Below are 24,114 nucleotides of genomic sequence, written 5' to 3' on the forward strand. Positions count from 1 at the left end.
GGCGGGGGGTCTCGAGGGGCGGGCTGCGCCCGCTGCTCGATCAGCAGGAGGGCGCCGCTCAGGCCTCGACCCAGGTCCAGGTGCCGGCCGGGCCGTCGACCGAGACGTCGCCGCCGGAGCGCGTCACGGTGAACGCCGTCTCCTCCCCCGTGTCGTGCGCGACGACCCGGACCGGCGTCGCTCCGTCCGGCCCCGGGAACACCCTCAGCTCGAGCCCGTCGAGGTAGTCGTACTCGGCCGAGTCCTGGCGGGCCCCCACCGGGATCACCGCGCCCTCGCGCACGTACAGCGGCAGCGAGTCGAAGCCGTGGACCTCGCGTCGCCACTCCCCCGTCGAGACGATCCGCTCGCCCGTCCACCAGCTCGTCCACGTCCCGCGCGGGAGGTAGAACTCGACCGTGCCGTCCTCGGTGAACACCGGAGCGACGAGCAGGTCGTGCCCGAGCAGGTACTGCGTGTCGAGGTGGGCGGCGCTGCGGTCGTCCTCGAACTCGAGCGCCATCGGCCGCATGATCGGGACGCCGGTGCTCGCCGCCTCCGCCCCCGCCGCGAAGAGGTAGGGCATCAGCGAGAGCTTCAGCCGGGTGAAGAGCCGGGTGACCTCCACGGCCTCCTCGTCGAACGCCCACGGCACGCGCACCGAGGAGGATCCGTGCAGCCGCGAGTGCGAGGAGAGCAGGCCGAACGCGAGCCAGCGCTTGAACACTCCGGGATCGGGCGTTCCCTCGAAGCCGCCGATGTCGTGCGCCCAGAAGCCGAACCCGCCCAGCGCGAGCGAGAGGCCTCCGCGCAGGGTCTCGGCCATCGACACGTAGGAGGAGGTGTTGTCCCCGCCCCAGTGCACCGGCAGCGCCTGCCCGCCGACCGTGGCGCTGCGGGCGAAGAGGACCGCGCGGCCCTCGCCGAGCTCCTGCTCGAGCACCTCGTGCACCGCTCGGTTGTAGAGCTGGGTGTACCAGTTGTGCATGGCCTCGGGGTCGGTCCCGTCGGCCCAGACGACGCCCTCCGACGGGATCCGCTCGCCGAAGTCGGTCTTGAAGGAGTCGACGCCCTGGCGCACGAGGACGCGGAGCTTCTCCTGGAACCAGGAGGTCGCCTCCGGATTCGTGAAGTCGATCAGCGCCATGCCGGCGACCCACATGTCCCACTGCCAGACGTCGCCGGAGGCCGTTCTGAGCAGGTAGCCCTTCTCGCGCCCCTCGGCGAACAGCGGCGACGCCTGCGCGATGTACGGATTGATCCAGACGCAGGTGTGCAGCCCGCGCTCGTGCAGGCGGGCGAGGATCCCCTCGGGGTCGGGGAAGGTGCGCGGGTCCCACTCGAGGTCGGTCCACTGGAACTCGCGCATCCAGAAGCAGTCGAAGTGGAACGCCGACAGCGGCAGCTCCCGCTCCGCGAAGCCGTCGATGAAGGAGTTCACCGTCTCCTCGTCGTAGCTCGTGGTGAAGCTGGTCGTCAGCCACAGTCCGTAGCTCCAGGCGGGGACGACGGAGGGGCGGCCCGCGAGGCCGGTGTAGCGCCGCAGCACGTCCTTCTTCGTCGGGCCCTGGATCACCAGGTACTCCAGCGCCTCGCCGCCGACCGAGAACTGCACGCGCTCGACCGCCTCGGAGCCGATCTCGAACGAGACGAGGCCGGGATCGTTCACGAGCACGCCGTAGCCGCGGCTGGAGAGGTAGAACGGGACGTTCTTGTAGGCCTGCTCCGAGGAGGTGCCGCCGTCGGCGTTCCACACATCCACGGTCTGGCCGTTCTTCACGAAGGGGCCGAAGCGCTCGCCGAGCCCGTAGACCAGCTCGCCGACGCCGAGGTCGAGCTGCTCGTGCAGGTAGGCGGCTCCGTCCGGTCCGGTCAGGTAGCCCTGCGCCTTGTGCCCGGAGCCGGTGAGGCGCGTGCCGGTCGAGGTGTCCCAGAACTCCAGCGACCACGGAGCGCCCTGCCTGATCCGGACCTCGAGGGCGCCGGTGCGCAGCACGCCGCCGGACTCCGTCACCTCCGCCGCTCCGACGTCGCCCTCGGCCAGCTCGAAGCCGGGGCGCACCGCCGTCCCGCGCCAGTGCTCGATCCGCACCCGCGCGACCCCCTCGGCCGGCGAGGACACCGTGACCGTGAGCGCCGGCCGGTTGAGGACGTCGCCGCGGCCCTGGATGACCCGGGTCGGGGCGATCACCTCGAGCGAGGTGCCGTCGGTGCGGATGTCGTACGCCTCCTGCGCGAACAGGGGCGTGAATCCGGCCCGCGTCTGCCAGAACCCGTCGGTGAACTTCATGGAGGTGCCTTTCGATGGCGCGCCGGCGGATCCCGTGAGGGAGGCGCCGACGGAGGGAGAGAGGGCTACTTGACCGCGCCGGCGGTGATGCCGCGGGTGAGGGTGCGCTGGAAGATCAGGAAGAAGATCAGCGTCGGGAGAAGGCCCAGGAGGGCGCTCGCGCTGGTCGTGGTGACGTCCATGATCTTGTCGCCCTGGAGGCTCGAGATCGCGATCGGGACGGTCTGCGTCGCGTCGCTCACCAGGAAGACCAGCGGGATGAGGAACTCGTTCCAGGTCCAGATGAAGAAGAAGATCATCAGCACCGAGAGGGTGGGCCGCGAGATCGGGACGATCACCCGGGTGAGGACCTGCCACTTCGAGGCGCCGTCGAGAGCCGCGGCCTCGAGGATCTCCTTCGGGAAGGTGCCGTAGACGCTCGAGAGCAGATAGGTGCCGAACGCCGACTGGATGACGGTGAAGATGACGATGACCGACAGCTGGGTGTCGTAGATCCCGACCGCTTTGAACATGTAGTACAGCGGGTAGAGCAGGGCCTCCTGCGGGAGCATGTTCGCCAGCAGGAACAGGACGATGATCCAGCTCCGGCCTCGGACCCGGCCGATGCCGATCGCGTAGGCGTTCAGCACCGAGAGGGCGACGGCGAGGATCGCGACCGACCCCGAGATGAGGATCGAGTTGCCGAGCTTCTCGGGGAAGTCGACGCGGCTCCAGAAGGTCGAGAGGCCGTCGAAGGAGAGGCCGGTCGGGAAGGCGAGCGGGCCGTTCGCCGAGTACTCCGCGGGGGTCTTGAAGGAGTTGAGCAGGATCAGCAGCACCGGGCTGATGATCACGAGCCCGATCACCACGGCGACGGCGAGGATCACCCAGTCGCCGAGGGTGCGCTTCGTCGTGCCCTTCGCGGGCTTGGCGGGACGGGAGGACGAGAGGTCCGCGTCCTCCGTGCCGGCCTGAGTGAGGGGCAGGGTCTCGATGGCCGACATCAGCGGGCTCCTTCGCTGCGCTCGACGCGCTCCTGGGCGCGGATGAACAGCACGGCGAGGATCACGATGACGATCGTGAGCGCGGTCGCGATGGTGGCGCCGTAGCCCACCTGCTGCTTCTGGAAGAACTCGGTGTACGAGTAGTAGGAGGGGACGATCGTGGAGTCGCCGGGGCCGCCGCGGGTCAGGGCGTAGATCGGGCCGAAGACCTTCAGCGCGGCGATGGTGCAGGTGAGGGTGACCACGAAGATCTCGGGCCGGATGATCGAGACCGTGATCCAGCGGAAGCGCTGGAACCAGTTCGCCCCGTCGAGCTCCGCCGCCTCGTAGAGCTCGGGGTCCACGCGCTGCAGCGCCGCCATGAAGATGACGACCGGGTAGCCCAGCTGCACCCAGATCATCACGACCATGATCGAGAGCATCGCGGTGTCCGGCTTGCCGAGCCAGTCGTGCGAGAGGGAGCCGAGCCCGACGGCCTCGAGGATCGAGTTCAGCGCGCCGTTGTCGGGGCGGAGGATCCAGCCGATGACGATCGCGGCGATGACGGTCGGCAGGATCTGCGGCAGGTAGTAGGTGGCGCGGAGGAAGCTCGCCAGGCGCCCGCCGAACTTCTTGCCGACGAGATCGAAGAGGATCGCCGCGAGCAGGAGTCCGAGGATCGTGGGGACGATCACCATCGCGATGATCATGTAGACCGAGTTGAGGAACGAGGTCCAGAACTGGTCGTCGCCCATCAGCTCGATCCAGTTGTCGAGGCCGATGAAGATCGGCGGCTTGATGCCGCGCCAGGACGTGAAGCTGACGTAGACGTTCCAGATCAGCGGGATCAGCACGATGAACGTGAAGAGCACGAACCCGGGGATCAGGTAGAGCCAGTAGCCGCCGGAGCGCTTCTCGCGGGGCGGCGTCGTGGGAGGCGGCGCGCTCTCCGCGCGACGAGGTGCTGTCGTCGTCATGGGTACTCCTAGGTCGGACGGGGTCGTGGGTGTGCTGCCGCGGGATGCCGCTCCGGTACGGAGGCGACGGCGTGTCGCGTACCGGAGCGGCATCCAGCGGGGGGGGGGTGAAGGCTCGGCGGTGCTTGTGCGACCCCGTCGAGGAGTCGCCGTCACCTCACTGGGTCTTCCGCTGCCGTTCCGCGCCTGCAGGCGCGGGGCCGGCCGCCGTGGCCGACATCACGTGACGCTTCCGCGTCACGTGATGTCGGCGACTCCGTCGTCGTACTTGGCCTGGAGGTCGGACAGCATGGCGGACTCGTCGGAGGAGCCGTTGATGAGCTCCTGCGTGGCGGCGACCAGGTCGTCGTAGAAGGTCGCGGTGGGCCAGTCGGGGTAGAAGGAGAGCTGGTCGCCGTCGACGACCGTCTTCCACTGCGAGAGCAGCGCCTTGCTCTTCTCGTCGGTGATGGCGCTCTCGTCGACGACGAGCGGGATGCCTCCGTTGTTGCCGATGAGGTTCTGGATCTCGGGTCGCATCGTTATGTCGATCCACTTGTAGGCGAGATCCTTGTTCTTCGCCGTCTCCGGGATCACCCAGTGGTTGCCGGCGGAGCCCATCGTGAACTCGGCGCCCGGGAAGAGGAACGTGTCCCACTCGAATCCGGTGATCTCGGTCTTGAAGCGGCCGAACCACCAGGAGCCCGAGAAGAAGATCGGGTACTCGCCCGAGATGAACGCCGTGCCCGCGTCCTCCGCCTTCAGCCCGGAGGCGTCGGCCGAGACGTAGCCCTTGTCGACGTAGGTCTTCAGCTGGTCGGCCGCGTAGCTCCAGGCCGCGTCCTCGAAGTCGACCTCGCCCGTGTAGGTCTGGTAGTCGGTGATCCAGGAGCGGTCGGCCTTCAGCAGCGCTAGCTGGTAGAAGAGCTGCTGCAACGGGTACTCGGCGCCGGCCTCGGCCAGCGGGGTGATCCCCTTGGCCACGAAGGCGTCGAGGACGGCCGTGAACTCCTCGTAGGTGGTGGGGACCTCGAGTCCGTTCGCGGCGAAGGCGTCCTTGTTGTAGTAGACGAAGGTGAACTCGCCGTAGTTGGGGATGCCGTACCAGGAGCCGGAGCCCATGATCCCGTTCTCGTCGTACTTCGCGGTGGTCTGGAGCGCGCCGGGGATCAGCGAGTCCCAGCCGTAGAACGCGACCGCCTCGTCGAGGTTGGTGAGCAGGCCCTGGCTCGAGAGGAGTCCGCTGGTCGCGTTGCCCTTGTTGTACTCGACGACGTCGGGTGCCGAGTTGGAGTTGAAGATCTGGCTGGCGCCGGTGCGCAGCTGCTCGAAGGCCTTGAACTCGTACGCGATCTCGGCCCCCGTCTCCTGGGTGAAGATGTCGCGGGCGGCGAGCCACGCGATGCCGCGGTCGCTGTCGGGCGTCTCGAAGTCCCAGAGGGTGAGGGTGCGGCCGGCGCCGTCGACCGTGGTCGAGAGCGCATCGGAGCCGGCGTCGGAGCCGCCATCAGAGCAGGCGGCCAGCGCGAACATCGCGCTGAGGCCGACTCCGCCGGCGAGGAGGTTGCGCCGGCTGAGACCGGCGGTCGGGCGGTGGAAGGCGGAGCGGGATCGGAGCGACATTGCGGTGGTTCTCCTTCGAACGGTGCGGTGGTGCTGCGGAGGTGGTGCAGGGAGCGCTCTCTCGCGGGGGCATGGTGTCGAAGCGTTTCGACAGTGCGCAGAGCCGGAGCGGGCAGGAAGAGGGTGGAGGACTAGAGGGAGGCCGGCGCGGGAGTGCCGGACGGGACCGCCGGCACCGGAGCGCCGGTCGGAGCGACCGCGAGGGATCCGCGGTCGACGTAGGAGGGCGGGAGCAGCTCGACGCCGACGGTGCGGCCGGAGTCGATCTGCTGGAGGGTCCGCGCGACGGCCGCTCGGCACATCGCGTCGAACGGGAGGGGAAGACTGCTGGTGGGGACCGGGAGGGCGCCGCCGTCGTAGCTGGCGCAGGCCGCCAGGATCGACAGGTCGCCGGGGACGGAGAGGCCGCGCTCGAGGACGCGCTCGATCGCCGCCTCCGCCACGGGCTCGTTGCAGTGCAGCACGAGCGCGGTGGGCGGGACGGGTGCGGCGAGGATCGCGTCGATCGCGGCCTGTGCGCTCGGGCGGCCGATGTGCGGGCGCTCGACCGCGATCTCGACTCCGAGCGCCGCGGCCTCGGCGCGGAACGCCTCGTCGAAGCGGCGGACGAAGCCGGCGTTGCGGTCGGTGTAGGACTGCGGGTGCTCGAGCAGGCCGAGCGAGCGGTGGCCCAGCTCGGCGAGCCGGCGGACGCTCTGGCGGGCGGCCTCGGCGAAGTCGAGGTCGACGCAGGCGAGATCGTGGGAGTCGGCGGGCACGCCGATGAAGGTGGCGGGGACCCCGGCCGCGCGGATCAGCTCGGCGCGGTCGTCGTCGTCGTCGACGCCCATCAGGACGATGCCGTCGACGAGCGAGGAGGAGGACACGCGCCCGATGCCGCTGGACGCCTCGTCGGTGACGAGCAGCAGGACGTCGTAGTCCGACTCCCGGGCGCGCTCGAGCACCTCGGTGACGAAGCGCATGTGGGTCGGCAGATGCAGCTCGCCGCGCATCGGGGCGGAGAGGGCGAGGATGTGGGTCCGCGCCCCGGCGAGCATCCGGGCTCCCGCGTGGGGCCGGTAGCCGAGCTGGCGCACCGCGTCGTCGACGCGCTGCCGGGTGGAGGCGGCGATCGAGCGCTTGCCGGAGAGGGCGTAGGAGACGGTGCTGATCGAGACTCCGGCAGCGCGGGCCACATCGTGGATGGTCGCCATGGCTCCTCCTGCCGGACGTCGTCGTCGGTCGCGGTCGAGCTTCGAAGCGCTTCGACCGGTCGTGCTGGAGCGACTGTACGCACAGTCGAAGCGCTTGCGCAAGCGATCCTCGCGACGACCTCCCCGGGCGCCGGCCCGCTCCGCGAGCGGTTCCGCGGCACGAACGGGCGGCACCCGCGAGGGGCCGGAGGGCGACGCGCCGGGCCTTCCGCTCGTTGCGCCTCCCGACCCTCAGGGGATATGTTGGGCTCAACAACAATTCGGCGACGTCGCCGGAAAGGATTCGGATCCCATGTCCCTGACCCCCACCCGCGCCGACAAGTTCTCGTTCGGCCTCTGGACCATCGGCTACAACGGGACGGACCCGTTCGGCGGCCCGACCCGCGAGCCGCTCGACGTCGTCCACGCGGTCGAGAAGCTCGACGAGCTCGGCGCGTACGGCCTCACCTTCCACGACGACGACCTGTTCGCCTTCGGCTCCACCGACGCCGAGCGCCAGACCCAGATCGACCGCCTCAAGGGCGCGCTGGAGTCCACCGGCCTCGTCGTGCCGATGGTCACCACCAACCTCTTCAGCGCCCCGGTCTTCAAGGACGGCGGCTTCACCTCGAACGACCGCGACGTCCGCCGCTTCGCGCTGCGCAAGGTCCTCCGCAACATCGACCTCGCCGCCGAGCTGGGCGCGAAGACCTTCGTCATGTGGGGCGGCCGCGAGGGCGCCGAGTACGACTCCGCCAAGGACATCCGCGCCGCGCTCGAGCGCTACCGCGAGGCCGTCAACCTGCTCGGCGACTACGTCACCGACAAGGGCTACGACATCCGCTTCGCCATCGAGCCCAAGCCGAACGAGCCCCGCGGCGACATCCTGCTGCCCACGCTCGGCCACGCGATCGCGTTCATCGACTCCCTCGAGCGCCCCGAGCTCGTCGGCGTGAACCCCGAGGTCGGCCACGAGCAGATGGCGGGCCTGAACTTCACCGCCGGCATCGCCCAGGCGCTGTACCACGGCAAGCTCTTCCACATCGACCTCAACGGCCAGCGCGGCATCAAGTACGACCAGGACCTGGTCTTCGGCCACGGCGACCTGCACAACGCGTTCTCGCTCGTCGACCTCCTCGAGAACGGCGGCCCCGGCGGCGTCCCGGCCTACGACGGCCCGCGCCACTTCGACTACAAGCCCTCGCGCACCGAGGACGAGACCGGAGTCTGGGACTCGGCCGCCGCGAACATGCGCACCTACCTGCTGCTCAAGGAGCGCGCCGCGGCCTTCCGCGCCGACCCCGAGGTGCAGGAGGCGCTGGCCGCCGCGAAGGTCGCCGAGCTCTCCACCCCGACGCTGAACGAGGGCGAGTCGTACGACGACCTGCTCGCGGACACCGCCTCGTACGAGTCGTTCGACGCCGACGCCTACCTCGGCGGCAAGGGCTTCGGCTTCGTGCGCCTGCAGCAGCTGGCCACCGAGCACCTGCTCGGCGCCCGCGGCTGACCCGCACCCCCTGAGCCCGCGGTCCGCCGCGGGACGACCTGAGACGGACGAGATCCCCTGCACCGGCACGGGATCTCGTCCGTTCTCCTGCATCCGGCCCGGTTCCGCACCGGACGCCCGAACCCGAACCCCCCAACGAAAGAGGACAGCGATGACGCTCGTCGCAGGGATCGACTCGTCGACCCAGAGCTGCAAGGTGGTCGTCCGCGACCTCGACACCGGCGCCGTGGTGCGCACCGGCCGGGCGAGCCACCCGGACGGCACCGAGGTCGATCCGGCCGCGTGGTGGGAGGCGCTGCAGCTCGCCCTCGCCGACGCCGGCGGGCTCGACGACGTCGCCGCGATCTCGGTCGGCGGCCAGCAGCACGGCATGGTCGTCCTCGACGAGAGCGGCGCCGTCATCCGCCCCGCTCTGCTCTGGAACGACACCCGCAGCGCGCCCGCCGCCGCCGCGCTCATCGAGGAGCTCGGAGCCGGGGCCTGGGCGGAGCGGACCGGATCGGTGCCGGTCGCCTCCTTCACCGCCACCAAGCTCCGCTGGCTGCGCGACGCCGAGCCCGAGAACGCCGCCCGTGTCGCCGCCGTCGCGCTCCCCCACGACTGGCTGACCTGGCGCCTGCTCGGCTACGGCCCCGACTCCGCCCGTGGTCCGCAGCTCGACGCGCTCACGACCGACCGGTCCGACGCGTCCGGCACCTCGTACTGGGGAGCGGACGGCTACGACCTCGACCTGCTCGAGCGCGCCCTCGGCCACCGCCCGCTGCTCCCCCGCGTGCTCGGCCCCTCGGAGGAGGCGGGCCGCACCGAGAGCGGACTCGTCGTCGGCCCCGGCGCGGGCGACAACGCGGGCGCCGCGCTCGGCCTCGGCGCCGGCCCCGGCGACGTGGTCGTCAGCATCGGCACGAGCGGCACCGTCTTCGCCGTCACGGACGACCCGGTGCGCGACGCCTCCGGGACCGTCGCCGGCTTCGCCGATGCGAGCGGGCGCTTCCTGCCGCTGGTCGCGACGCTCAACGCCGCGCGCGTGCTGGCCTCGACCGCGACCCTGCTCGGCAGCGACTTCGACGAGTTCGCCGCACTGGCGCTCGAGGCGGAGCCGGGTGCCGACGGCCTCGTGCTGGTCCCCTACTTCGAGGGCGAGCGCACGCCGAACCTGCCGGACGCGACCGCGAGCCTGCACGGGATGACCATCGCCTCGACCACGCGACCGAACCTCGCCCGCGCGGCGATCGAGGGCATGCTCTGCGGACTGGCCGACGGGCTCGACGCCGTTCGCGCGCAGGGAGTGGAGGCGCGGCGCATCCTCCTCATCGGCGGAGCCGCGCAGAACCGCGCCGTGCAGCTCGCTGCATCGCAGGTGTTCGACGTGCCCGTGCAGGTGCCGACGCCCGGCGAGTACGTGGCCGATGGTGCCGCCGTGCAGGCCGCCTGGGCGCTGACAGGATCGCGTCCGACGTGGACCGTCACCTCGGTGGCCGAGCCCGCGCCGGACCACCGCCCCGTGATCCGCGAGCAGTACGCGGCCGCCCGCGCCTGAGAATCCGGCCCCGGCCCTCTCCAGGGTCGGGGCCTCGCCGCAAGCCCCAGTGGACGGGGAGCGGAATCGCGCTACTCTCATTACTCAGCCAGCTGACTAATGGAGGAGCGACATGACCGCCACACGAACCCCCGACCGCGCCGACCGGATCCGCCAGGTCGTCGTCGCCGTGAGCGCGGTGCTCGCCCTCATCGGCTCCTTCATCGGCTCGGGCGCCGCGGGCGGCACGCAGATCCAGAACGCGGCCGGCGGCGCCCTGACCGCGTCCTCGACCCCCATCGCTCCCGACGGCCCCGCCTTCGCGATCTGGAGCGTCATCTACACCGGCCTCATCGCCTACGCGATCTGGCAGTTCCTGCCCTCGCAGACAGCCCGCACCCGCCACCGCCGGCTGGGCTACTGGGCCGCCGCGAGCCTCCTCCTGAACGCCGCGTGGATCCTGGTCGTCCAGGCCGGCTTCCTGACGCTCAGCGTCGTCGTGATCGCCCTGCTGCTCGCCGTGCTCGCGCGCATCTTCGTGATCCTGCGGACCACCCGCTCGGCCGGAGTGGTCGACGCGATCGTGACGGACGGCACCTTCGGGCTCTACCTCGGCTGGGTGTGCGTGGCCACGGCCGCGAACGTCACCGCCGGGCTCGTCGGCGCGGGAGTCGGCAGCGCGGACGGTCCGGGCGCCGCGGTCTGGGCAGTCGTCGTCCTCGCCGTCGCCGCGCTCGTCGGACTCCTGATCGCGGTCACCGGCCGCGGCCGCATCGCCCCGATGCTCTCGCTCGTCTGGGGACTCTCCTGGGTCGCCGTCGGCCGCTTCGCCGGCGAGCTCGTCTCGGTCCCCGCCGGGATCGCCGCGCTGGTCGCCGCCGCCGTGGTGCTGGTGGTCACCCTCCTGGTCCGCGCCACCGCGGGACGCCGGGTCAGCGCCGCCTGACTTCTGCGCGACGAAGGCCGAGAGGCCGGGACAGCCCTGGTCCGGGGCCGCCCGGCCTCTCGGCCTTCGTCGTGGTGGCGGATCAGGTGATCAGCGTGTCGACGTACTCCCGGTTCTCGTCCATCCACGCGGCGAGGGCGGCGGAGCGGTCGTCGGCCCCGTCGTTGAACAGCGCGTTCTCGAGCGAGTAGAGCGTCTTCGAGTCCATCCGGAAGTCGCGGATCCAGCGGCTCATCGTCGGGTAGTCCGCGTCGAACGCGGCCGAGCCGAAGGAGTGGATCCCCTCCGCCTGCCCGAGCAGGCCCTTCGGGTCCTCGAGGTCCTTGACCGGGAAGGCGTCGTAGGCCCAGTGCGGGCGCCAGAGCGTGACGGCGATGTTCTCGCCCGCGGCGGTCGCGCTCGAGAGCTCCTGGAGCATGGCCGGCGTCGAGGAGGTGAGGTAGTCCATCCCCTCCAGGCCGTAGCCGGGGATGACGTCCTCGGTCGTCGTCTTGTTGAGACCGGAGCCGGGCTCGATGCCGATCAGGCGGTTGCCGACGACGCCCGGGTCGGCGGCGAGCTCCTCGAGGGAGTCGATCGGGGCGTCCTCGTTGACCGCGATGGTCAGCTTCGCCTCATCGTTCCACGCGCCCAGGTCGACGATCGAGTCGCCGTACTGCTCGACGTACCGGGCGTGGGTGAGCGGCAGCCAGGTGTCGAGGGCGAGGTCGTAGTCGCCCGTCGAGAGGCCCTGGAAGCCGGGGGCGACGTCGGCGTTCTGCAGGGTCACGTCGTAGCCCTGCTCCTCGAGCACCGCCTCCCACAGAGCGGAGACGGCGATCCCCTCGTCCCAGCCCTGGAACACGGCGACGGTCACGTCGGTGCGGTCGCCGTTGTCGACGGAGGAGGCGGTGGCGGGAGCGGCGAGGGTCGCGGCCCCGAGGGACGCGACCAGGCCGATCGAGACGACGCCGACGGCCGAGCGGGTCGCCACGACGGCGCGGCGGTTCTTCGCCCGGGCGACCCTCGCCGGCGAGGGCGAGCCCAGCGCGCCGGTCATCCGGTCGAGGACGACCGCGAGGATCACGACGGAGATGCCCGCCTCGAAGCCGAGCGCGACATCGATCCGGTTGAGGCTCGCGACGACGTCGCCGCCCAGCCCTCCGGCGCCGACCATGCCCGCGATGACGACCATCGAGAGCGAGAGCATGATGACCTGGTTGAGGCCCGCCAGGATCGAGGGCAGCGCGAGCGGCAGCTGGATCTGGCGGAGGATCCGCCACTTCGAGGAGCCGAACGACTCCCCCGCCTCGACGAGCTCCGGGTCGACGCCGCGGATGCCCAGCTCGGTGAGCCGGACGCCCGGCGCCATGGCGAACACGATGGTCGCGACGATGCCCGGCACCACTCCGACCCGGAACAGGATCAGCGCGGGGATCAGGTAGACGAAGGCCGGCATCGTCTGCATCAGGTCGAGCACGGGCCGGATGACCGCGGAGGCCGTGCGGTTGCGCGCGGCGAGCACGCCCAGCGGCACGCTCAGCGCGATGGCGATCACGGAGGCGACGAGCACCAGCGCGAGGGAGTCCATCGCGTTCTCCCACTGGTCGACCCCCACGATCAGCAGGAGCCCCACGGCGGTGCCGGCCGCGAAGACCCAGCCGCGGACGGCGTAGGCCAGTACGGCGAGGAAGGCGACAATCACCCAGAAGGGCGGTGTCGCGAGGACGAGGTCGACGCCGGAGTAGAGGGCGCCGAAGACGGTGCGCAGCAGGTCGAAGACCGGCTGGAAGGTCTGCGTGAGGACATCGACGGCACCCTCGGCGAGGGCGCCGAGCGGGAGGCGGAATCCGAGATCGGTCATCGTGCACCTCCGTCCGCCGCGAGGACGGCGTCGTCGACGGGGCCTCCGGTCGCGTGCAGGGTCGCGGTGACGACCTCGGTCGAGACGGTGGCGGGCGGCTCGATCACCGGGTGCTCGCCGGTGCGGGCGGGCACGTTGCCGAGCGCCGCGAGCAGGGTCACCCGCGGGATCGCTCCGAGCAGACGCCCGTCGGCGTCGACCACGGCGACCGGCAGCGCCGACTCGACGGCGGGCTCGATGACCTCGCTGAGGGCGGTGTCCGGACCGACGGTGACGACGTCGGAGGTGAGGACCGCCGAGAGGTCGCCGGTGCTCCGGCGCACCTGCTCGATCACGTCGCGGTCGCGTACCGTGCCCAGCAGGCGGCGTCCGCCGCCGACCACGAACGCGGCCGAGGTCTGCAGGTCGCGCATGCTCCGGAGCGCGGCGCGGGGACCGGCCGCGAGGGTGACCACGGAGCGGGCGGGCTCCATCACGGCGGAGGCGGTGAGCACGCGGGCGCGGTCGACGTCCTGCACGAACTGGGCGACGTAGTCGTTCGCCGGATCGGTGAGGATCTCCTCCGGGGTGCCGATCTGGACGATGCGGCCGTCGCGCATCACCGCGATGCGGTCGCCGAGGAACATCGCCTCGTTGAGGTCGTGCGTGATGAAGACGATGGTCTTGCCGAGCTCGTGCTGCAGCTCGATCAGCTGCTCCTGCATCTCGCGGCGGATCAGCGGGTCGAGTGCCGAGAACGCCTCGTCCATCAGCACGATGTCGGTGTCGGCGGCGAGCGCCCGGGCGAGGCCGACGCGCTGGCGCATGCCGCCGGAGAGCTCGTCGGGCATCTTCTCGTGCCAGCCGGCGAGACCGGCGCGCTCGACCGCGAGCAGGGCCCGCTCGCGGCGCTCGGCCGCGGGGACGCCCTGGATCTCGAGCGGGTACGCGACGTTGTCGAGCACGGTGCGGTGCGGGAGGAGCGCGAAGTGCTGGAACACCATCGACACCGACGAGCGGCGCACGCGGCGCAGCTCCGCCTCGGAGACGCCGGTGATGGTGGAGCCCTCGATCAGGACCTCGCCCGCGGAGGGCTCCTGGAGCCCGTTCAGCATGCGGATCAGGGTGGACTTCCCGGAGCCGGAGAGGCCCATCACGACGAAGATCTCGCCGCGGCGCACGGTGAAGGACGCGTCGATCACCGCGGCCGTGCCGAGTCCGGCGAGCTCGCCGCGGTCGGCGCCCTCGCCCAGTCGGCGGACGACCTCGTCGGGCTTCCGGCCGAACACCTTGAAGAGGTGGCGGGCCTCGAGAGCGGGGGTCGCGGGATCGGCGCCCGCCTCGCTCCGGGGCTCGCTGATGATCTGCTGGTTCTGGTGCACGTACACTCCGTCGGCGCGCAGGGACGACGCCCTGCGCTCATCTCGTGGTGCCGGGTCGGGAGCGTGGGACAGCCGTGCGTCGAGCCTCCGCGTGCGTCCCGCCGCTCAGCGCGGCAGGGGGTGGAGGCGAGAGCGTCCGAGGCGGCCTCGGGGCCGCCTCCACTCCCGTTGACCGTACGATCGCGGCGCGTCCTGGGGGACGCCGTGCGAGCGCGGACCGGTTCATCGGGGCCCATGAGGACCGCCGACCACGGTAGCCGCGGAGCCGCCGAGGGGCAAACGTCGGACAATTGCGGGGGCGGGTCCAGGGGTGGTGATGAACCGATCGGTGCGAGCGAATGTGCTGGTCGGAGCTGGTTTCCGGAGTGTTGCGCGATCGTTACCGTGATGGCGCGGCCGGCGGCGCTCGTTCCGGCCGGTCTCCATCCGCCGCTGCTCGACCGGCGAGGAGGCCCCGCAGCTCAGACGGTGGTCTCGCCCGCCGGGCCCGAGGGGGCCGCCGCGCCGACTCCGCTGACGGGCTCGCCCTGCCAGGACACGAGCGTCCACGCGTCGCCCGAGCCCTCGAGGACGACGACGCCGGTGTTGTCGAGCAGGTGGTCGGCGATGAAGCGCGCATCGAGGTCGAGGGAGCGCAGACCCGCCCAGCAGCGGATGGCCGCGCCGTGGCTGATCAGCGCGACGACCTCGTGCCCGAGCGCCTCCGCCTCCGCCACCACCGCGTCGTAGCGCGCCGCGAACTCGTCGCCCGTCTCGCCGCCCGCCAGCCGGATCGACGTCTCGCCGCCGGCCCAGCGGAAGACCGTGCCCATGTACTCCTCGACCGCCGCGTCGTCGCCGCGCATCTCGAGCCCCGCGGCCGCGACCTCGCGGATGCCGTCGCGCTCGATCGGCTCGAGCCCGAGCGCCGCGGCGAGAGGGGCGGCCGTCTCGTGGGTGCGGACCATCGTCGAGACGAGCAGCGCGCCGATCCCCTCGCCGGCGAGCTGACCGGGCAGCGCCGCGGCCTGGGTGCGGCCGAGGTCGGTGAGCCCGGGTCCGGGGACGCGGGTGTCGAGGAGCCCGGCGACGTTGGAGGGGGTCTGGCCGTGGCGGATCAGGAGGAGGCGCATCCGCCCACGCTAACCGCGGAGGCTTGGCTTCCGGGGCGCGCGGTCGCGCTCGCTCCCGCCGTTGTGCGGCGAGTGCGGCGCTGTCACGATGTGCGGGGACGCTCCCGGACCGGGAGCCGCAGACGGACGGGACGGGCGGACATGGCCTCCGAAGACGGTTTCTCGAAGGACGAGCGCGCGGCGATGAAGCAGCGCGCGGCCGAGCTGCGGGCGGAGGCGAAGCGGCAGAAGAGCGCCGACAAGGCCGACGCCGACCGCAGGGACGCGGAGGCCGCGATCGCCGCGATGACCGACGAGGAGCGGCCGATCGCCCAGATGCTGCACGACGTCGTCGGCGAGACCGCTCCCGACCTCCTCCCGAAGACCTGGTACGGCTTCCCCGCCTACGCGCGCTCCGACGGCAAGGCGATCGTCTTCTTCCAGCCCGGCGCGAAGTTCGGCACGCGCTACTCGACCCTCGGCTTCCAGGACGGCGCGCAGCTCGACGACGGCACGATCTGGCCGACCGCCTACGCGCTCGTCTCTGCCGACGCCGAGACGCGCGCCGCCGTCACCGAGCTGGTCCGCCGCGCGGCCGGGGCCTGATCCCGTGGCGCACGTCTACGACGAGGTCGACGAGAGCCTCTCCTCCTGGATCCACGAGCAGCCGATGTGGTTCGTCGCCACCGCGCCCCTCGCCGCCGACGGGCACGTCAACATGTCGCCGCGCGGCCACGACTCGTTCTCGATCCTGGGCCCGCGGCGCGTCGGCTGGGTCGACTACACGGGCAGCGGAGTCGAGACGATCGCGCACCTGCGCGAGAACGGGCGCGTGTGCCTGATGTTCGCGTCGTTCGGACCGCGTCCGCGCATCGTCCGCCTGCACGGCACCGGCTCCGTGCACCTGCCCGGTTCGGAGGCGTTCGCCGAGGTCGCGGAGCAGCACCCCGAGCACCCGAGCACCCGCGCGGTCGTCACCGTCGAGCTCACCCGCATCAGCGACGCGTGCGGCTGGGGCGTGCCGGTGATGGAGCCCATCGGCGAGCGCGACCTGCTCCTCCTCCAGGCCGAGAAGAAGGGCCCCGACGGCATGGCCGAGTACCGCGCCACGCGGAACGCGGTCAGCATCGACGGGCTGCCGGGCTACCCGCTGGACTGAGCGGGCGGGAAGCGGCCGCAGCGCGGCGCGCACGAGCACGCCGACCAGCTCGAGCAGGGTCTCAGTGACGACGGCGAGCGGGTTCGACCCGGTCGGGCGGGAGCCGACGGAGAACCGAGTCCTCGTCATTCGTCAAGTCCTCGACCGCTGACCGCCGCTCAGCACGACCAGACGTGCATCACGGTCCGTCCCCCGTTCGGGAACCCCGGGTCGATCGACGTGTTCGTCGTCGGTGCGGGTCTGAAGCGGGCGCTCCTCGCGGGGACGATGACCGGCGGCCTCGTCGACGGGTACACCGCCGCCGTCTCAGGGAGATCGCACAGCGCGACGGGACGGGTTCGCGGAAGCACCCACGAGGACGCTTCGCACACGTCCCCAGGGGATGTACTCCTGGGACCAGTAGTCGGCCCGGATCTTCAGGAGGGGCCCCTCGACGGTGGAAGCCACCGAGATGGAGCGAGGGTCCCGGAGGGTTCCCGCGATGCGTGTCTGCGGGGTCCTTTCGAGCTCGCTCCACAACTGCTCGGGAGTGATTCGCGTCGGGAGGGACGACCGCGAGCAGCCGCCGGCATCCACCGGAGGCGCATTCGACGGTCCCGCTGACGAGCTCGCTCCCCTGTGGACGGTCGATGGCCGAGGCCGCCGACCGCGCTGGTGAGGCTCATCCATGGGTCGGGACGAGAGCGAGCTCCGGGGAGCTCCGGCCGATCCCAGGAGGGGCGGACGTGGAGCGCGGCTGAGGCCTGCTCGATCGACGATCCGATCGGACGGCGTCCACACCATCGGCCCCGCAGAGATCCCCTGGCCGATCCGCCCGCCGCTACGCCCGCTCGTCGACGGCCCGGATCGAGAACAGCTCCTGCGGGGTGCAGTCGAGCGCGTCGCAGATGAGCGTCAGCGTCGTGAAGCGGATCGCGCGGGCGCGGTTGTTCTTGAGGATGGAGAGGTTCGCCATCGTGATGCCGGTGCGGGCAGAGAGGGCGGTGAGGGTCACGCCGCGCTCGGTCAGCACTGCTCCGAGGTGGCAGTCGATCCGGTGCCTCTCGTCGTCGGCGGGCTCAGACAACGCCGTCGACGTCCCGTTCGAGCTTCGCGCCGGCGCGGAACGCCGCCGTCAGGGCGAGGGCCACCACTCCGGCGAGCAGGACGGGGACGGGCCACTGCGGCAGGTTCGTCCCGATGGCCTGGTAGTCGCCGCCGAGGAAGGCGTCGCGCTGCTCGTCGGTCACCCGGCCGGCGGCGAACAGCAGGCCGATGCCGGAGCTGAGGTACAGGCCCGCCGCGGTGTCGGCGAGGCCCTGCGCCACTCCTCCGATCAGCAGGGCGAGGCTCAGACGGCGCCAGTTCGCGAGGACGAAGGGGTCGAACGGGCGTCCGGCCGCGATGCCGCGGAGGACCCGCAGGAGGAAGACCGTGGCGAGGACGATCGTGACCGCCTGGAGGAGGCTCGGCAGCGCACCGAGCAGGCGGAGGGAGAGGGCGGCGTCGGCGAGCGTGGGCGCGGTGCCCTCGCGCGGCTCGGCCTGCAGCAGCTGCGGGAGGCTCCGGAGCGGGAGGCGGCCGTCCGCTCCCCCGAAGACCAGCAGGGTGCGCCCGGTGGTGACGGTCCAGGTCTGCAGGAGCGCGGTGAGCACGGAGAAGACCGCGACGATGAGCAGGACCGCCCTGGCCACCCGGAACACGCGCGGACGCTCCCGGACCGGTCCGCTGGGGATGACACTCGTCATGGCGTGCTCCTTATCGATCGTCGATGTTATCGAGTATCGATACTACGCACGCCGGTCCGGCGATGTCGACCCGCGGCGCCCCGCCGACCACGGAGACGGCGGGAGGGGTGGTTGCCCGGGGCGAGGAGCCCGATCTAGCGTGGAGGGATGTCGGATGCGAGGGAGCGCGCCGCCCGGTACCGGGCCGGCGTCGCGGGCGAGGAGGAGGCGGAGCAGCCCGCCCTGCCGGAGGATCCGCTCGAGCGGGCCGCGTTCGTCGAGACGGCGATCCAGCTCGCGATCCGCTGCGGCGACTTCGACGACCTGCCGGGATCGGGGAAGCCGCTCCCGGACCTGGGCGCGGCCCACGACCCGGACTGGTGGATCCGCCGCAAGATCGAGCGCGAGAACCTCACCGGTATCGGCCCGGCCGCCTTCCTCCTCCGCGCCGAGGACCGCGCGCTCGACGAGCGCCTCGACCGCCTGCACCGCGAGGAGGAGGTGCGCGCCGAGCTCGCCGACTTCAACACGCGGGTGATCGAGGCGCGCCGCCAGCTGCTGGGCGGGCCGCCCGTCGTCACCCGGCTCCGGGACGTCGACGAGGAGGTCGCCGCCTGGTCGCAGCGGCGCGTCGATCGCGCCGCCGCGGCCGAGGCCCGGGCGGCCGCCGAGCCGGAGCGGTCCCGCCGCTGGTGGTCGCGGCGGCGCTGACGTCCCCGGAAACCGGACAGACCTGCCCCTCCCACTGGGGTCCCGCCCCGGGAAACCGGGCGGGAGCGCGCCTCCGAATCATGCGTGCACATCAAGTCGACCGGAGTCCGCATGCTCACCGCCACCACCCCCGCACGCCTCCCGGGGGCCCGCCCCTCGACCCTCGCCGCGCCGCCGCTCGCGCTGCTCGAACCCGACTCGGACCGGATGCTCGTCATCCGCGCCGCGGAGGGCGACGACCGCGCGTTCGCCACCATCGTCCGCCGCTACACCGGGCTGCTCCGCGCGACGGCCGCCCGCACCCTCCGCAGCAGCGCCGACGTCGACGACGTGGTGCAGGAGACGTTCCTCGCGGCGTGGACCCACGTGGACAGCGTGATCGACGGCGAGACCATCGCCGGCTGGCTCGTCACGACCGCGCGCCGCCGCAGCGTCGACCGGCTCCGCTCCAGCGTCTCGCGGCTGCGAGCCGAGCTGGACGACGAGTTCCCCGCCTCCGCTGCCGACGACCCGGAGCACGCCGCGCACTGCGGATCGGTCGCCGCCGACGCCAACCGGGTGCTCGCCGCGATGCCCCCGGCCCAGCGCCGCTGCTGGGAGCTGCGCCAGCTGGAGCAGTGCAGCTACGACGCGATCGCGCACGAGCTGGGGCTCACGACCTCGACCGTCCGCGGACTGCTCGCCCGCGCCCGCGCGACCCTCCGCACGGAGCTCGCCCACTGGCGCTGATCCGCGCTGCGGATCTCGGCGCAGGAGACCGGGCGGGGGCCTTCAGCGCAGGAGAACCGGCCCCGCGCCGATCCGCACCCGGAACAGCGAGTACGGGTACGTCCGCAGATCCGTGCCGCCCTGGTAGTCGGCCTGGCGGTGCAGCTGGTTCGCGGTGACGTACAGGTGCTCGTCCGTCGCGATCGACATGGTGTCGGGCCAGAGCAGCCGCTCGTCGTGCACGATCGTCTCCATCGTGCCGTCGGTGCGACGGCGGACGATCGCGTTGTTCTCGTAGCTCGTGGCGTAGAAGCGGCCCAGCGCATCCGTCTCGAGGCCGTCCGCTCCCCCGCCCTTGTCGCCCTCGTCGACGACGGTCGCCGCGACGTCCTCGTCCGGCACCGACCGGTCGACCAGGGCCGCCGTCGCCACGCTGAACCAGCGGCGGGAGGCGAGCGGGCAGTACCAGAGGCGCTCGCCGTCGGCCGAGATCGCGATGCCGTCGGCGCCCATCGTCACCGGCTGCGGGTCGCCGTCTGCCGGGCGCTTCATCAGCACGCGGCCCTCCGCCATCGGCACGAGCTCCGGAGGAGTGAGCGCCTTCGTGCTCGGGTGGTCGTGCAGGCGGCGCCAGGCGGTCCCCGCCTCGAGGTCGACGACGATGATCCCGTTCGGGCCGGAATCGGCCGAGTCGGTGATGTAGGCGATGCCGCGCCGCAGATCGAAGCGCACGTCGTTGAGGTAGGTGGTCGGCAGGGCGACGTCCGGCTCGAGGACGATCACCTGCTCGACGGTGTCGGTCGCCAGATCGACGCGGACGAGCTTGGGGCCGCCCTTCTTCGTCGGCTCGAACATCGGGCTGCCGGTGTCGAGGATCCAGAGCCGGTCGGCCGGATCGACGACGATGCTCTGCACCGAGACGAGGGCGCCGGCGTCGTCGATCCCCGACGGCGTGTTCCAGGCCTCGTCCGGGTAGGGCACCGCCGCTCCGTCGACCAGCTCCACGACCGTGGCCGGGACCTCGTCTCCCCACTTCGGGAAGTTCACGAAGATCCGCCCGGTGTGCGAGACGCTGACGCCGGTGGGCATCGGCCCGCTGGTGAAGGCGTGCACGAGCTCCAGCTCGCCGAGCGGCTCGTCGACCGGGCGCGTGCCGCGGGTCTCGTCGGTCGGTCCCCAGAATCCCATGGTGCTCTCGCTGTCCTCCCGCTGGCGCGGGCTCGTGGCGGTCTCGGTGCCGGTCGGGTGCGGGGTCGGTGCCCGCCGCGACCGGTGCTCCTCATCCTGCGCGCCGGCGCCGGTCGGCGGGGAGGAGGTGGCGGAGGAGGCGGCGAGCGCCTAGCATCCGGCCGCCGCCGGCGACCCGAGAGCCGCGACCGAGGAGGCGGAGGAGGGCCGGCCCGCGTCCGACTTCGGCACGGCCTTCACGAAGGGGCTCAGCATCGGGACGCGGCAGTGCCCGGTGGAGCGGGTCTCCTCGGCGGCCGCTCCCGCCGCCCGCAGCGCACCGCCCCCCGCCGTCGCGCTCACCCGTTGGTCGGCGGGTCGCCGGACCACTGATCCGCCGGCCGTCCGCTTCCGGACATGACCGCTAGAGGGCGTTGCCACTGCGGCCGCTCACCTGCCACGGTCGCAGAGCGACCGACGACGGTCCACCGATCAGAAGGACCGAGGCCCGCACATGGACGACTCCTCTTCGACCGAGACCAGCACGAGCGAGATGACGCCCGAGGTGCTGGCCGCGTTCAGCGACGCCTGGACCCGCCACGACCTCGAAGCGCTGATGAGCCACATGACCGACGACTGCGTGTACGGCGCGTCCGTCGGCCCCGAGCCCGGCCGCACCTGGACGGGCAAGGAGCAGGTCCGCGAGGGATTCGCGCTCATGCTCGCCTTCGACACCGGACAGGAGCGGCACGAGGAGGGGGCTCCCCTCATCGCCGGGACGCGCGGCGCGGCCACCTGGTCCTTCACCGGGACCGGCCCCGACGGCGGACCCCAGGTCACGCGGGGCTGCGACATCTACGAGTTCCGCGGCGGGAGGATCGCCCGCAAGGACGCGTTCCGGAAGGTCTACCGGGCGGACGAGGAGTAGTCCAGGTCGGCCGCCCTCGCGCAGCGGAGCCGGAGCGGCGTCCTCGTACCGGGTGGCCCCGCGCCTCCCCGCGGAGCTGATCGCATGGCTGGCCACGTCGGCGGGCAGCTGGGTCGTCGGGCAGGTGCTCACGACCGACGGCGGGTTCAGCCTGTGACCGGAGCGGCGGCGCAGCGGCTCCGGACCTAGTCGGAGGCGACGGCCCGCACGACCGCGCGGGCGACCTCGAGCACCTCGCGCTCGTGGCTCAGATGCACCTCGTGCACGGCTCCCGGCCAGGACAGCAGCGGCGCGTCCAGTGTGGCGGCCACGCGCCGATGCGCGCGATGCAGGGAGGACCCGGGCCGGCGGTCCGCAGTCACCACGGCCGCGGGGACGGCGGGCAGCTGAGACTCGTCGAAGCCCCGCGCCACCTGCTCCAGACCGGCGGCGGCGGCGGCGAGCCCCGGCAGGTCGACGTCCGCCATCGCGAGAGCGGCCGCGCGCGCGTCCGGGCTCATCGCGTAGCGCCTCGCCGACCGGGCGGCGCTCGTGCGCAGCAGCGCGGACAGCGCTCGGCCTAGCCCCGGCAGCCTCGAGAGCGTCGCCGTCGCCCGGGCCGTCCGCTCCACCTGACGCGCCAGTGCCGTGTCGTTGACGGGCGTCGGGTCGAGGAGCACCAGTCCCGCGACGTCCTCGGGATGATCGCGAGCGAGCAGCATCGCGACGGCACCGCCGAGACTCTGGCCGATCACGACGACGGGACCTGTCCCGAGGCCGGCCAGCACGGCGTGGACGGCGTCGGCGGCGTCGGTCAGTCCGCCGGCGACCTCCGACCCCGCTGTGCCCGGTCTGTCGTAGAGGACCACCCGGCAGCCCGGATCGACGATCAGGCCCTCGACCAGCCCGGGGAAGAACCCGTCGACGGCCTCGCCCCCGCCCGGCAGGAGGAGCACGGGCTGCCCGGACTCACCCCGCACCTGCAGCATCCGGCGAGCCTAGCCGGGGAGCCGTCCGGCGCCGACGTCCGGCGCGGCCGGGCCCGGGGATGATGGGCGCATGGGAACTCGTGGGGCCGGAGTGCTGTGGGTGGTGAGCGCGCTCGCCTACGTGGGAGCGGAGGCGGTCGCCGCGTCCGCGTTCCCGGGCTACAGCTACGCACGGAACTACATCAGCGATCTCGGCGTGCCCGAGGTGGGCGTGTTCCAGGGGCGCGCGATCGACTCGCCGCTGCACGCGGTGATGAACGCCGGATTCCTCCTGCAGGGGGCGCTCTACCTCGCCGCCGCCGTCACGACCGTGCGGGCGGCGCGGGGCGGATCGCGGGGGCTGTTCCTCTCCCTCGCCGTGGTCTACGCCGTGGGCATCGCCGTGGTGGGCCTCGTGCACGGGAGCAGCGCCAGTGCGCAGAACGGGATCGGCGGCCTGCACGTGGTCGGCGCCGCGATGGCGATCGTCGGCGGCAACGCGGCCTCGATCGTCGCCGGTGCCGCGGCCCGGCGCGGCCGCGCCCCGTGGGCGCTCGAGACGGTCGGGATCGTGCTCGGTGCGGCCGGCCTGCTCGCGCTGCTGATGCTGCAGGTCGACACCCGCGTGCCCGGCGTCGACCTGCTGCCCGACGGCGTCTGGGAGCGCGCCTCCGTCTACGCCGTCACGGCCTGGCAGCTCGCGACCGGCCTGCGGCTGCTCCGACGGCCGGAGGTGCCGCGGCAGCCGCGGCCTCCTCAGACCGCGGGCAGCGGCGCGCAGGTGCGCAGCGCCGTGCACCGGCTCTTCCAGCTCGGGATCCGGATCCCGGAGGCCCTCTCGGTCGTCGTGTTCGACGACAACCCGTGGAGCGAGCTGGTCACCCCGCCGCTCAACGTCGTCCGCCAGCCGATCGACATGCTCGCCCGTCACAGCGTCGAGCTCGTCCTCGCCCGCATGCAGGGCCGCCTCCCCGAGGCGCCGCAGCACATCGAGGTGCAGGCCGACCTCGTCATCCGCTCCAGCTGCGCCGCACCCCCGCGGCGCTGATCCCCCTCCCCCTCCGAAAGGCACGCCATGTCCGATCCCGTCGTCGTCACCGCGATCTTCACTCCCGCCGAGGGGCAGCGCGACGCGCTCGTCGCCGCCCTCTCCACCGCCATCGCGGAGGTGCACGAGGAGGAGGGCTGCGAGCTCTACGCGATCCACGACTCGCCCGACGGCACCATCGTCATGCTGGAGAAGTGGACGAGCGGCGACCTGCTCGACGCGCACGGCGCCGGCGAGCCGGTCGTCCGCCTCAACGCGGCGATCCGCGGACTCGTCGCCCATCCTCCCGTCGTGACGCGGCTCGTCCCGATCCCGGCCGGCACCTCGCAGCAGGGCGAGCTCTAGCCCCCGGGGGCGGGGCCGCTCCGGATCCGGATCGCGCGCCTCCCGCCGGAAACGCGCGCGAAACAGCGGAGGCCTACGGTCGGGAGCGACCCCGCCGCCCCCGGGGGCTAGAGCTCGCCCTGCTGCGAGGTGCCGGCCGGGATCGGGAC

The 24,114-nt window shown here is 72.3% G+C and carries 23 protein-coding genes; 10 read left to right on the forward strand and 13 right to left on the reverse strand.

All coding sequences use genetic code 11. The features are described 5' to 3' along the window. Positions 1-58: 58 nt before the first annotated feature. From yicI to C5C46_RS15545, 5 genes are all read right to left on the reverse strand, one after another. A complete protein-coding gene (gene yicI / locus C5C46_RS15525) occupies positions 59-2,269 on the reverse strand; it encodes an alpha-xylosidase (RefSeq protein ID WP_104227353.1) in 2,211 nt (736 codons plus the stop codon). Between the two features lie 65 nt (positions 2,270-2,334). Further along, positions 2,335-3,252 (reverse strand): carbohydrate ABC transporter permease, encoded by a 918-nt coding sequence (locus tag C5C46_RS15530; protein WP_104227354.1) that lies wholly within the window; start codon positions 3,250-3,252, stop codon positions 2,335-2,337. Next, positions 3,252-4,208 (reverse strand): carbohydrate ABC transporter permease, encoded by a 957-nt coding sequence (locus tag C5C46_RS15535; RefSeq protein ID WP_104227355.1) that lies wholly within the window; start codon positions 4,206-4,208, stop codon positions 3,252-3,254. Before C5C46_RS15535 ends, C5C46_RS15530 begins: the two co-directional genes overlap by 1 nt. 237 nt (positions 4,209-4,445) lie before the next feature. Continuing rightward, a complete protein-coding gene (locus C5C46_RS15540) occupies positions 4,446-5,810 on the reverse strand; it encodes an ABC transporter substrate-binding protein (protein WP_258059544.1) in 1,365 nt (454 codons plus the stop codon). A gap of 131 nt (positions 5,811-5,941) precedes the next feature. Continuing rightward, positions 5,942-7,003 carry a LacI family DNA-binding transcriptional regulator gene (locus C5C46_RS15545; RefSeq protein ID WP_104227356.1) on the reverse strand — a complete coding sequence of 354 codons (1,062 nt, stop codon included), beginning with the start codon at positions 7,001-7,003 and terminating at the stop codon, positions 5,942-5,944. A gap of 292 nt (positions 7,004-7,295) precedes the next feature. Between C5C46_RS15545 and xylA the strand changes: the two genes are divergently transcribed. The 3 genes from xylA to C5C46_RS15560 all read left to right on the forward strand — a co-directional run bounded on the left by xylA (position 7,296) and on the right by C5C46_RS15560 (position 10,951). Further along, positions 7,296-8,489, forward strand: coding sequence for a xylose isomerase (gene xylA / locus C5C46_RS15550; RefSeq protein ID WP_104227357.1), 1,194 nt, complete (start codon positions 7,296-7,298; stop codon positions 8,487-8,489). 151 nt (positions 8,490-8,640) lie between these two features. Continuing rightward, the gene (xylB, locus tag C5C46_RS15555) at positions 8,641-10,026 is read left to right on the forward strand and encodes a xylulokinase (protein ID WP_104227358.1); all 1,386 of its coding nucleotides are present in this window, start codon (positions 8,641-8,643) and stop codon (positions 10,024-10,026) included. 112 nt (positions 10,027-10,138) lie between these two features. Next, positions 10,139-10,951 carry a tryptophan-rich sensory protein gene (locus C5C46_RS15560; RefSeq protein ID WP_104224878.1) on the forward strand — a complete coding sequence of 271 codons (813 nt, stop codon included), beginning with the start codon at positions 10,139-10,141 and terminating at the stop codon, positions 10,949-10,951. Positions 10,952-11,033: 82 nt separating this feature from the next. Here the strand turns inward: C5C46_RS15560 and C5C46_RS17390 are convergent, their stop codons facing one another. The 3 genes from C5C46_RS17390 to C5C46_RS15575 form a co-directional block, all read right to left on the reverse strand. After that, a complete protein-coding gene (locus C5C46_RS17390; RefSeq protein ID WP_104227359.1) occupies positions 11,034-12,794 on the reverse strand; it encodes an ABC transporter permease/substrate binding protein in 1,761 nt (586 codons plus the stop codon). Further along, the gene (locus C5C46_RS15570; protein ID WP_374952941.1) at positions 12,791-14,155 is read right to left on the reverse strand and encodes a glycine betaine/L-proline ABC transporter ATP-binding protein; all 1,365 of its coding nucleotides are present in this window, start codon (positions 14,153-14,155) and stop codon (positions 12,791-12,793) included. The genes C5C46_RS17390 and C5C46_RS15570 overlap by 4 nt, the downstream gene beginning before the upstream one ends. Before the next feature lie 461 nt (positions 14,156-14,616). Then, entirely contained in the window at positions 14,617-15,267 is a 651-nt protein-coding gene (locus C5C46_RS15575; RefSeq protein WP_104227360.1) for a histidine phosphatase family protein, read from the reverse strand. Between the two features lie 141 nt (positions 15,268-15,408). On the opposite strand from C5C46_RS15575, the gene C5C46_RS15580 reads away from it, so the two are divergent. Both C5C46_RS15580 and C5C46_RS15585 read left to right on the forward strand, forming a co-directional pair. Then, positions 15,409-15,852, forward strand: coding sequence for a hypothetical protein (locus C5C46_RS15580; RefSeq protein ID WP_104227361.1), 444 nt, complete (start codon positions 15,409-15,411; stop codon positions 15,850-15,852). 4 nt (positions 15,853-15,856) lie between these two features. Then, complete coding sequence (locus tag C5C46_RS15585; RefSeq protein ID WP_104227362.1) at positions 15,857-16,405, forward strand: pyridoxamine 5'-phosphate oxidase family protein; 549 nt, start codon at positions 15,857-15,859, stop codon at positions 16,403-16,405. A gap of 820 nt (positions 16,406-17,225) precedes the next feature. Here C5C46_RS15585 and C5C46_RS15590 read toward each other — a convergent pair. Beyond that, positions 17,226-17,471 (reverse strand): helix-turn-helix transcriptional regulator, encoded by a 246-nt coding sequence (locus C5C46_RS15590; protein WP_104227363.1) that lies wholly within the window; start codon positions 17,469-17,471, stop codon positions 17,226-17,228. Next, positions 17,464-18,132, reverse strand: coding sequence for a hypothetical protein (locus C5C46_RS15595; protein ID WP_104227364.1), 669 nt, complete (start codon positions 18,130-18,132; stop codon positions 17,464-17,466). Before C5C46_RS15595 ends, C5C46_RS15590 begins: the two co-directional genes overlap by 8 nt. 147 nt (positions 18,133-18,279) lie before the next feature. Between C5C46_RS15595 and C5C46_RS15600 the strand changes: the two genes are divergently transcribed. After that, complete coding sequence (locus C5C46_RS15600; RefSeq protein ID WP_104227365.1) at positions 18,280-18,822, forward strand: DUF1992 domain-containing protein; 543 nt, start codon at positions 18,280-18,282, stop codon at positions 18,820-18,822. Between the two features lie 84 nt (positions 18,823-18,906). Further along, a complete protein-coding gene (locus C5C46_RS15605; protein ID WP_104227366.1) occupies positions 18,907-19,551 on the forward strand; it encodes an RNA polymerase sigma factor in 645 nt (214 codons plus the stop codon). 42 nt (positions 19,552-19,593) lie between these two features. Here the strand turns inward: C5C46_RS15605 and C5C46_RS15610 are convergent, their stop codons facing one another. Together C5C46_RS15610 and C5C46_RS15615 are read right to left on the reverse strand one after the other, a co-directional pair. Further along, positions 19,594-20,718, reverse strand: a complete 1,125-nt coding sequence (locus C5C46_RS15610) for an L-dopachrome tautomerase-related protein (RefSeq protein ID WP_104227367.1) — start codon at positions 20,716-20,718, stop codon at positions 19,594-19,596. 150 nt (positions 20,719-20,868) lie between these two features. Next, on the reverse strand, positions 20,869-21,060 hold the full coding sequence (locus C5C46_RS15615; RefSeq protein WP_104227368.1) for a hypothetical protein: 192 nt from the start codon (positions 21,058-21,060) through the stop codon (positions 20,869-20,871). A gap of 151 nt (positions 21,061-21,211) precedes the next feature. Between C5C46_RS15615 and C5C46_RS15620 the strand changes: the two genes are divergently transcribed. Next, the gene (locus C5C46_RS15620) at positions 21,212-21,625 is read left to right on the forward strand and encodes a nuclear transport factor 2 family protein (protein ID WP_219812314.1); all 414 of its coding nucleotides are present in this window, start codon (positions 21,212-21,214) and stop codon (positions 21,623-21,625) included. A 185-nt stretch (positions 21,626-21,810) separates the two neighbouring features. On the opposite strand, the gene C5C46_RS15630 is transcribed toward C5C46_RS15620, so the two are convergent. After that, positions 21,811-22,593 carry an alpha/beta fold hydrolase gene (locus tag C5C46_RS15630; RefSeq protein WP_104227369.1) on the reverse strand — a complete coding sequence of 261 codons (783 nt, stop codon included), beginning with the start codon at positions 22,591-22,593 and terminating at the stop codon, positions 21,811-21,813. Positions 22,594-22,663: 70 nt separating this feature from the next. Here C5C46_RS15630 and C5C46_RS15635 point away from each other — a divergent pair, with 70 nt between their 5' ends. Next, complete coding sequence (locus tag C5C46_RS15635; protein ID WP_258059546.1) at positions 22,664-23,620, forward strand: DUF998 domain-containing protein; 957 nt, start codon at positions 22,664-22,666, stop codon at positions 23,618-23,620. A gap of 27 nt (positions 23,621-23,647) precedes the next feature. Then, positions 23,648-23,965 carry a putative quinol monooxygenase gene (locus C5C46_RS15640; RefSeq protein WP_104224889.1) on the forward strand — a complete coding sequence of 106 codons (318 nt, stop codon included), beginning with the start codon at positions 23,648-23,650 and terminating at the stop codon, positions 23,963-23,965. Positions 23,966-24,114: the final 149 nt, after the last annotated feature.

Origin of the sequence: Rathayibacter sp. AY1E6, from assembly GCF_002931115.1 — a bacterium.
Taxonomy (GTDB): Bacteria; Actinomycetota; Actinomycetes; order Actinomycetales; family Microbacteriaceae; genus Rathayibacter.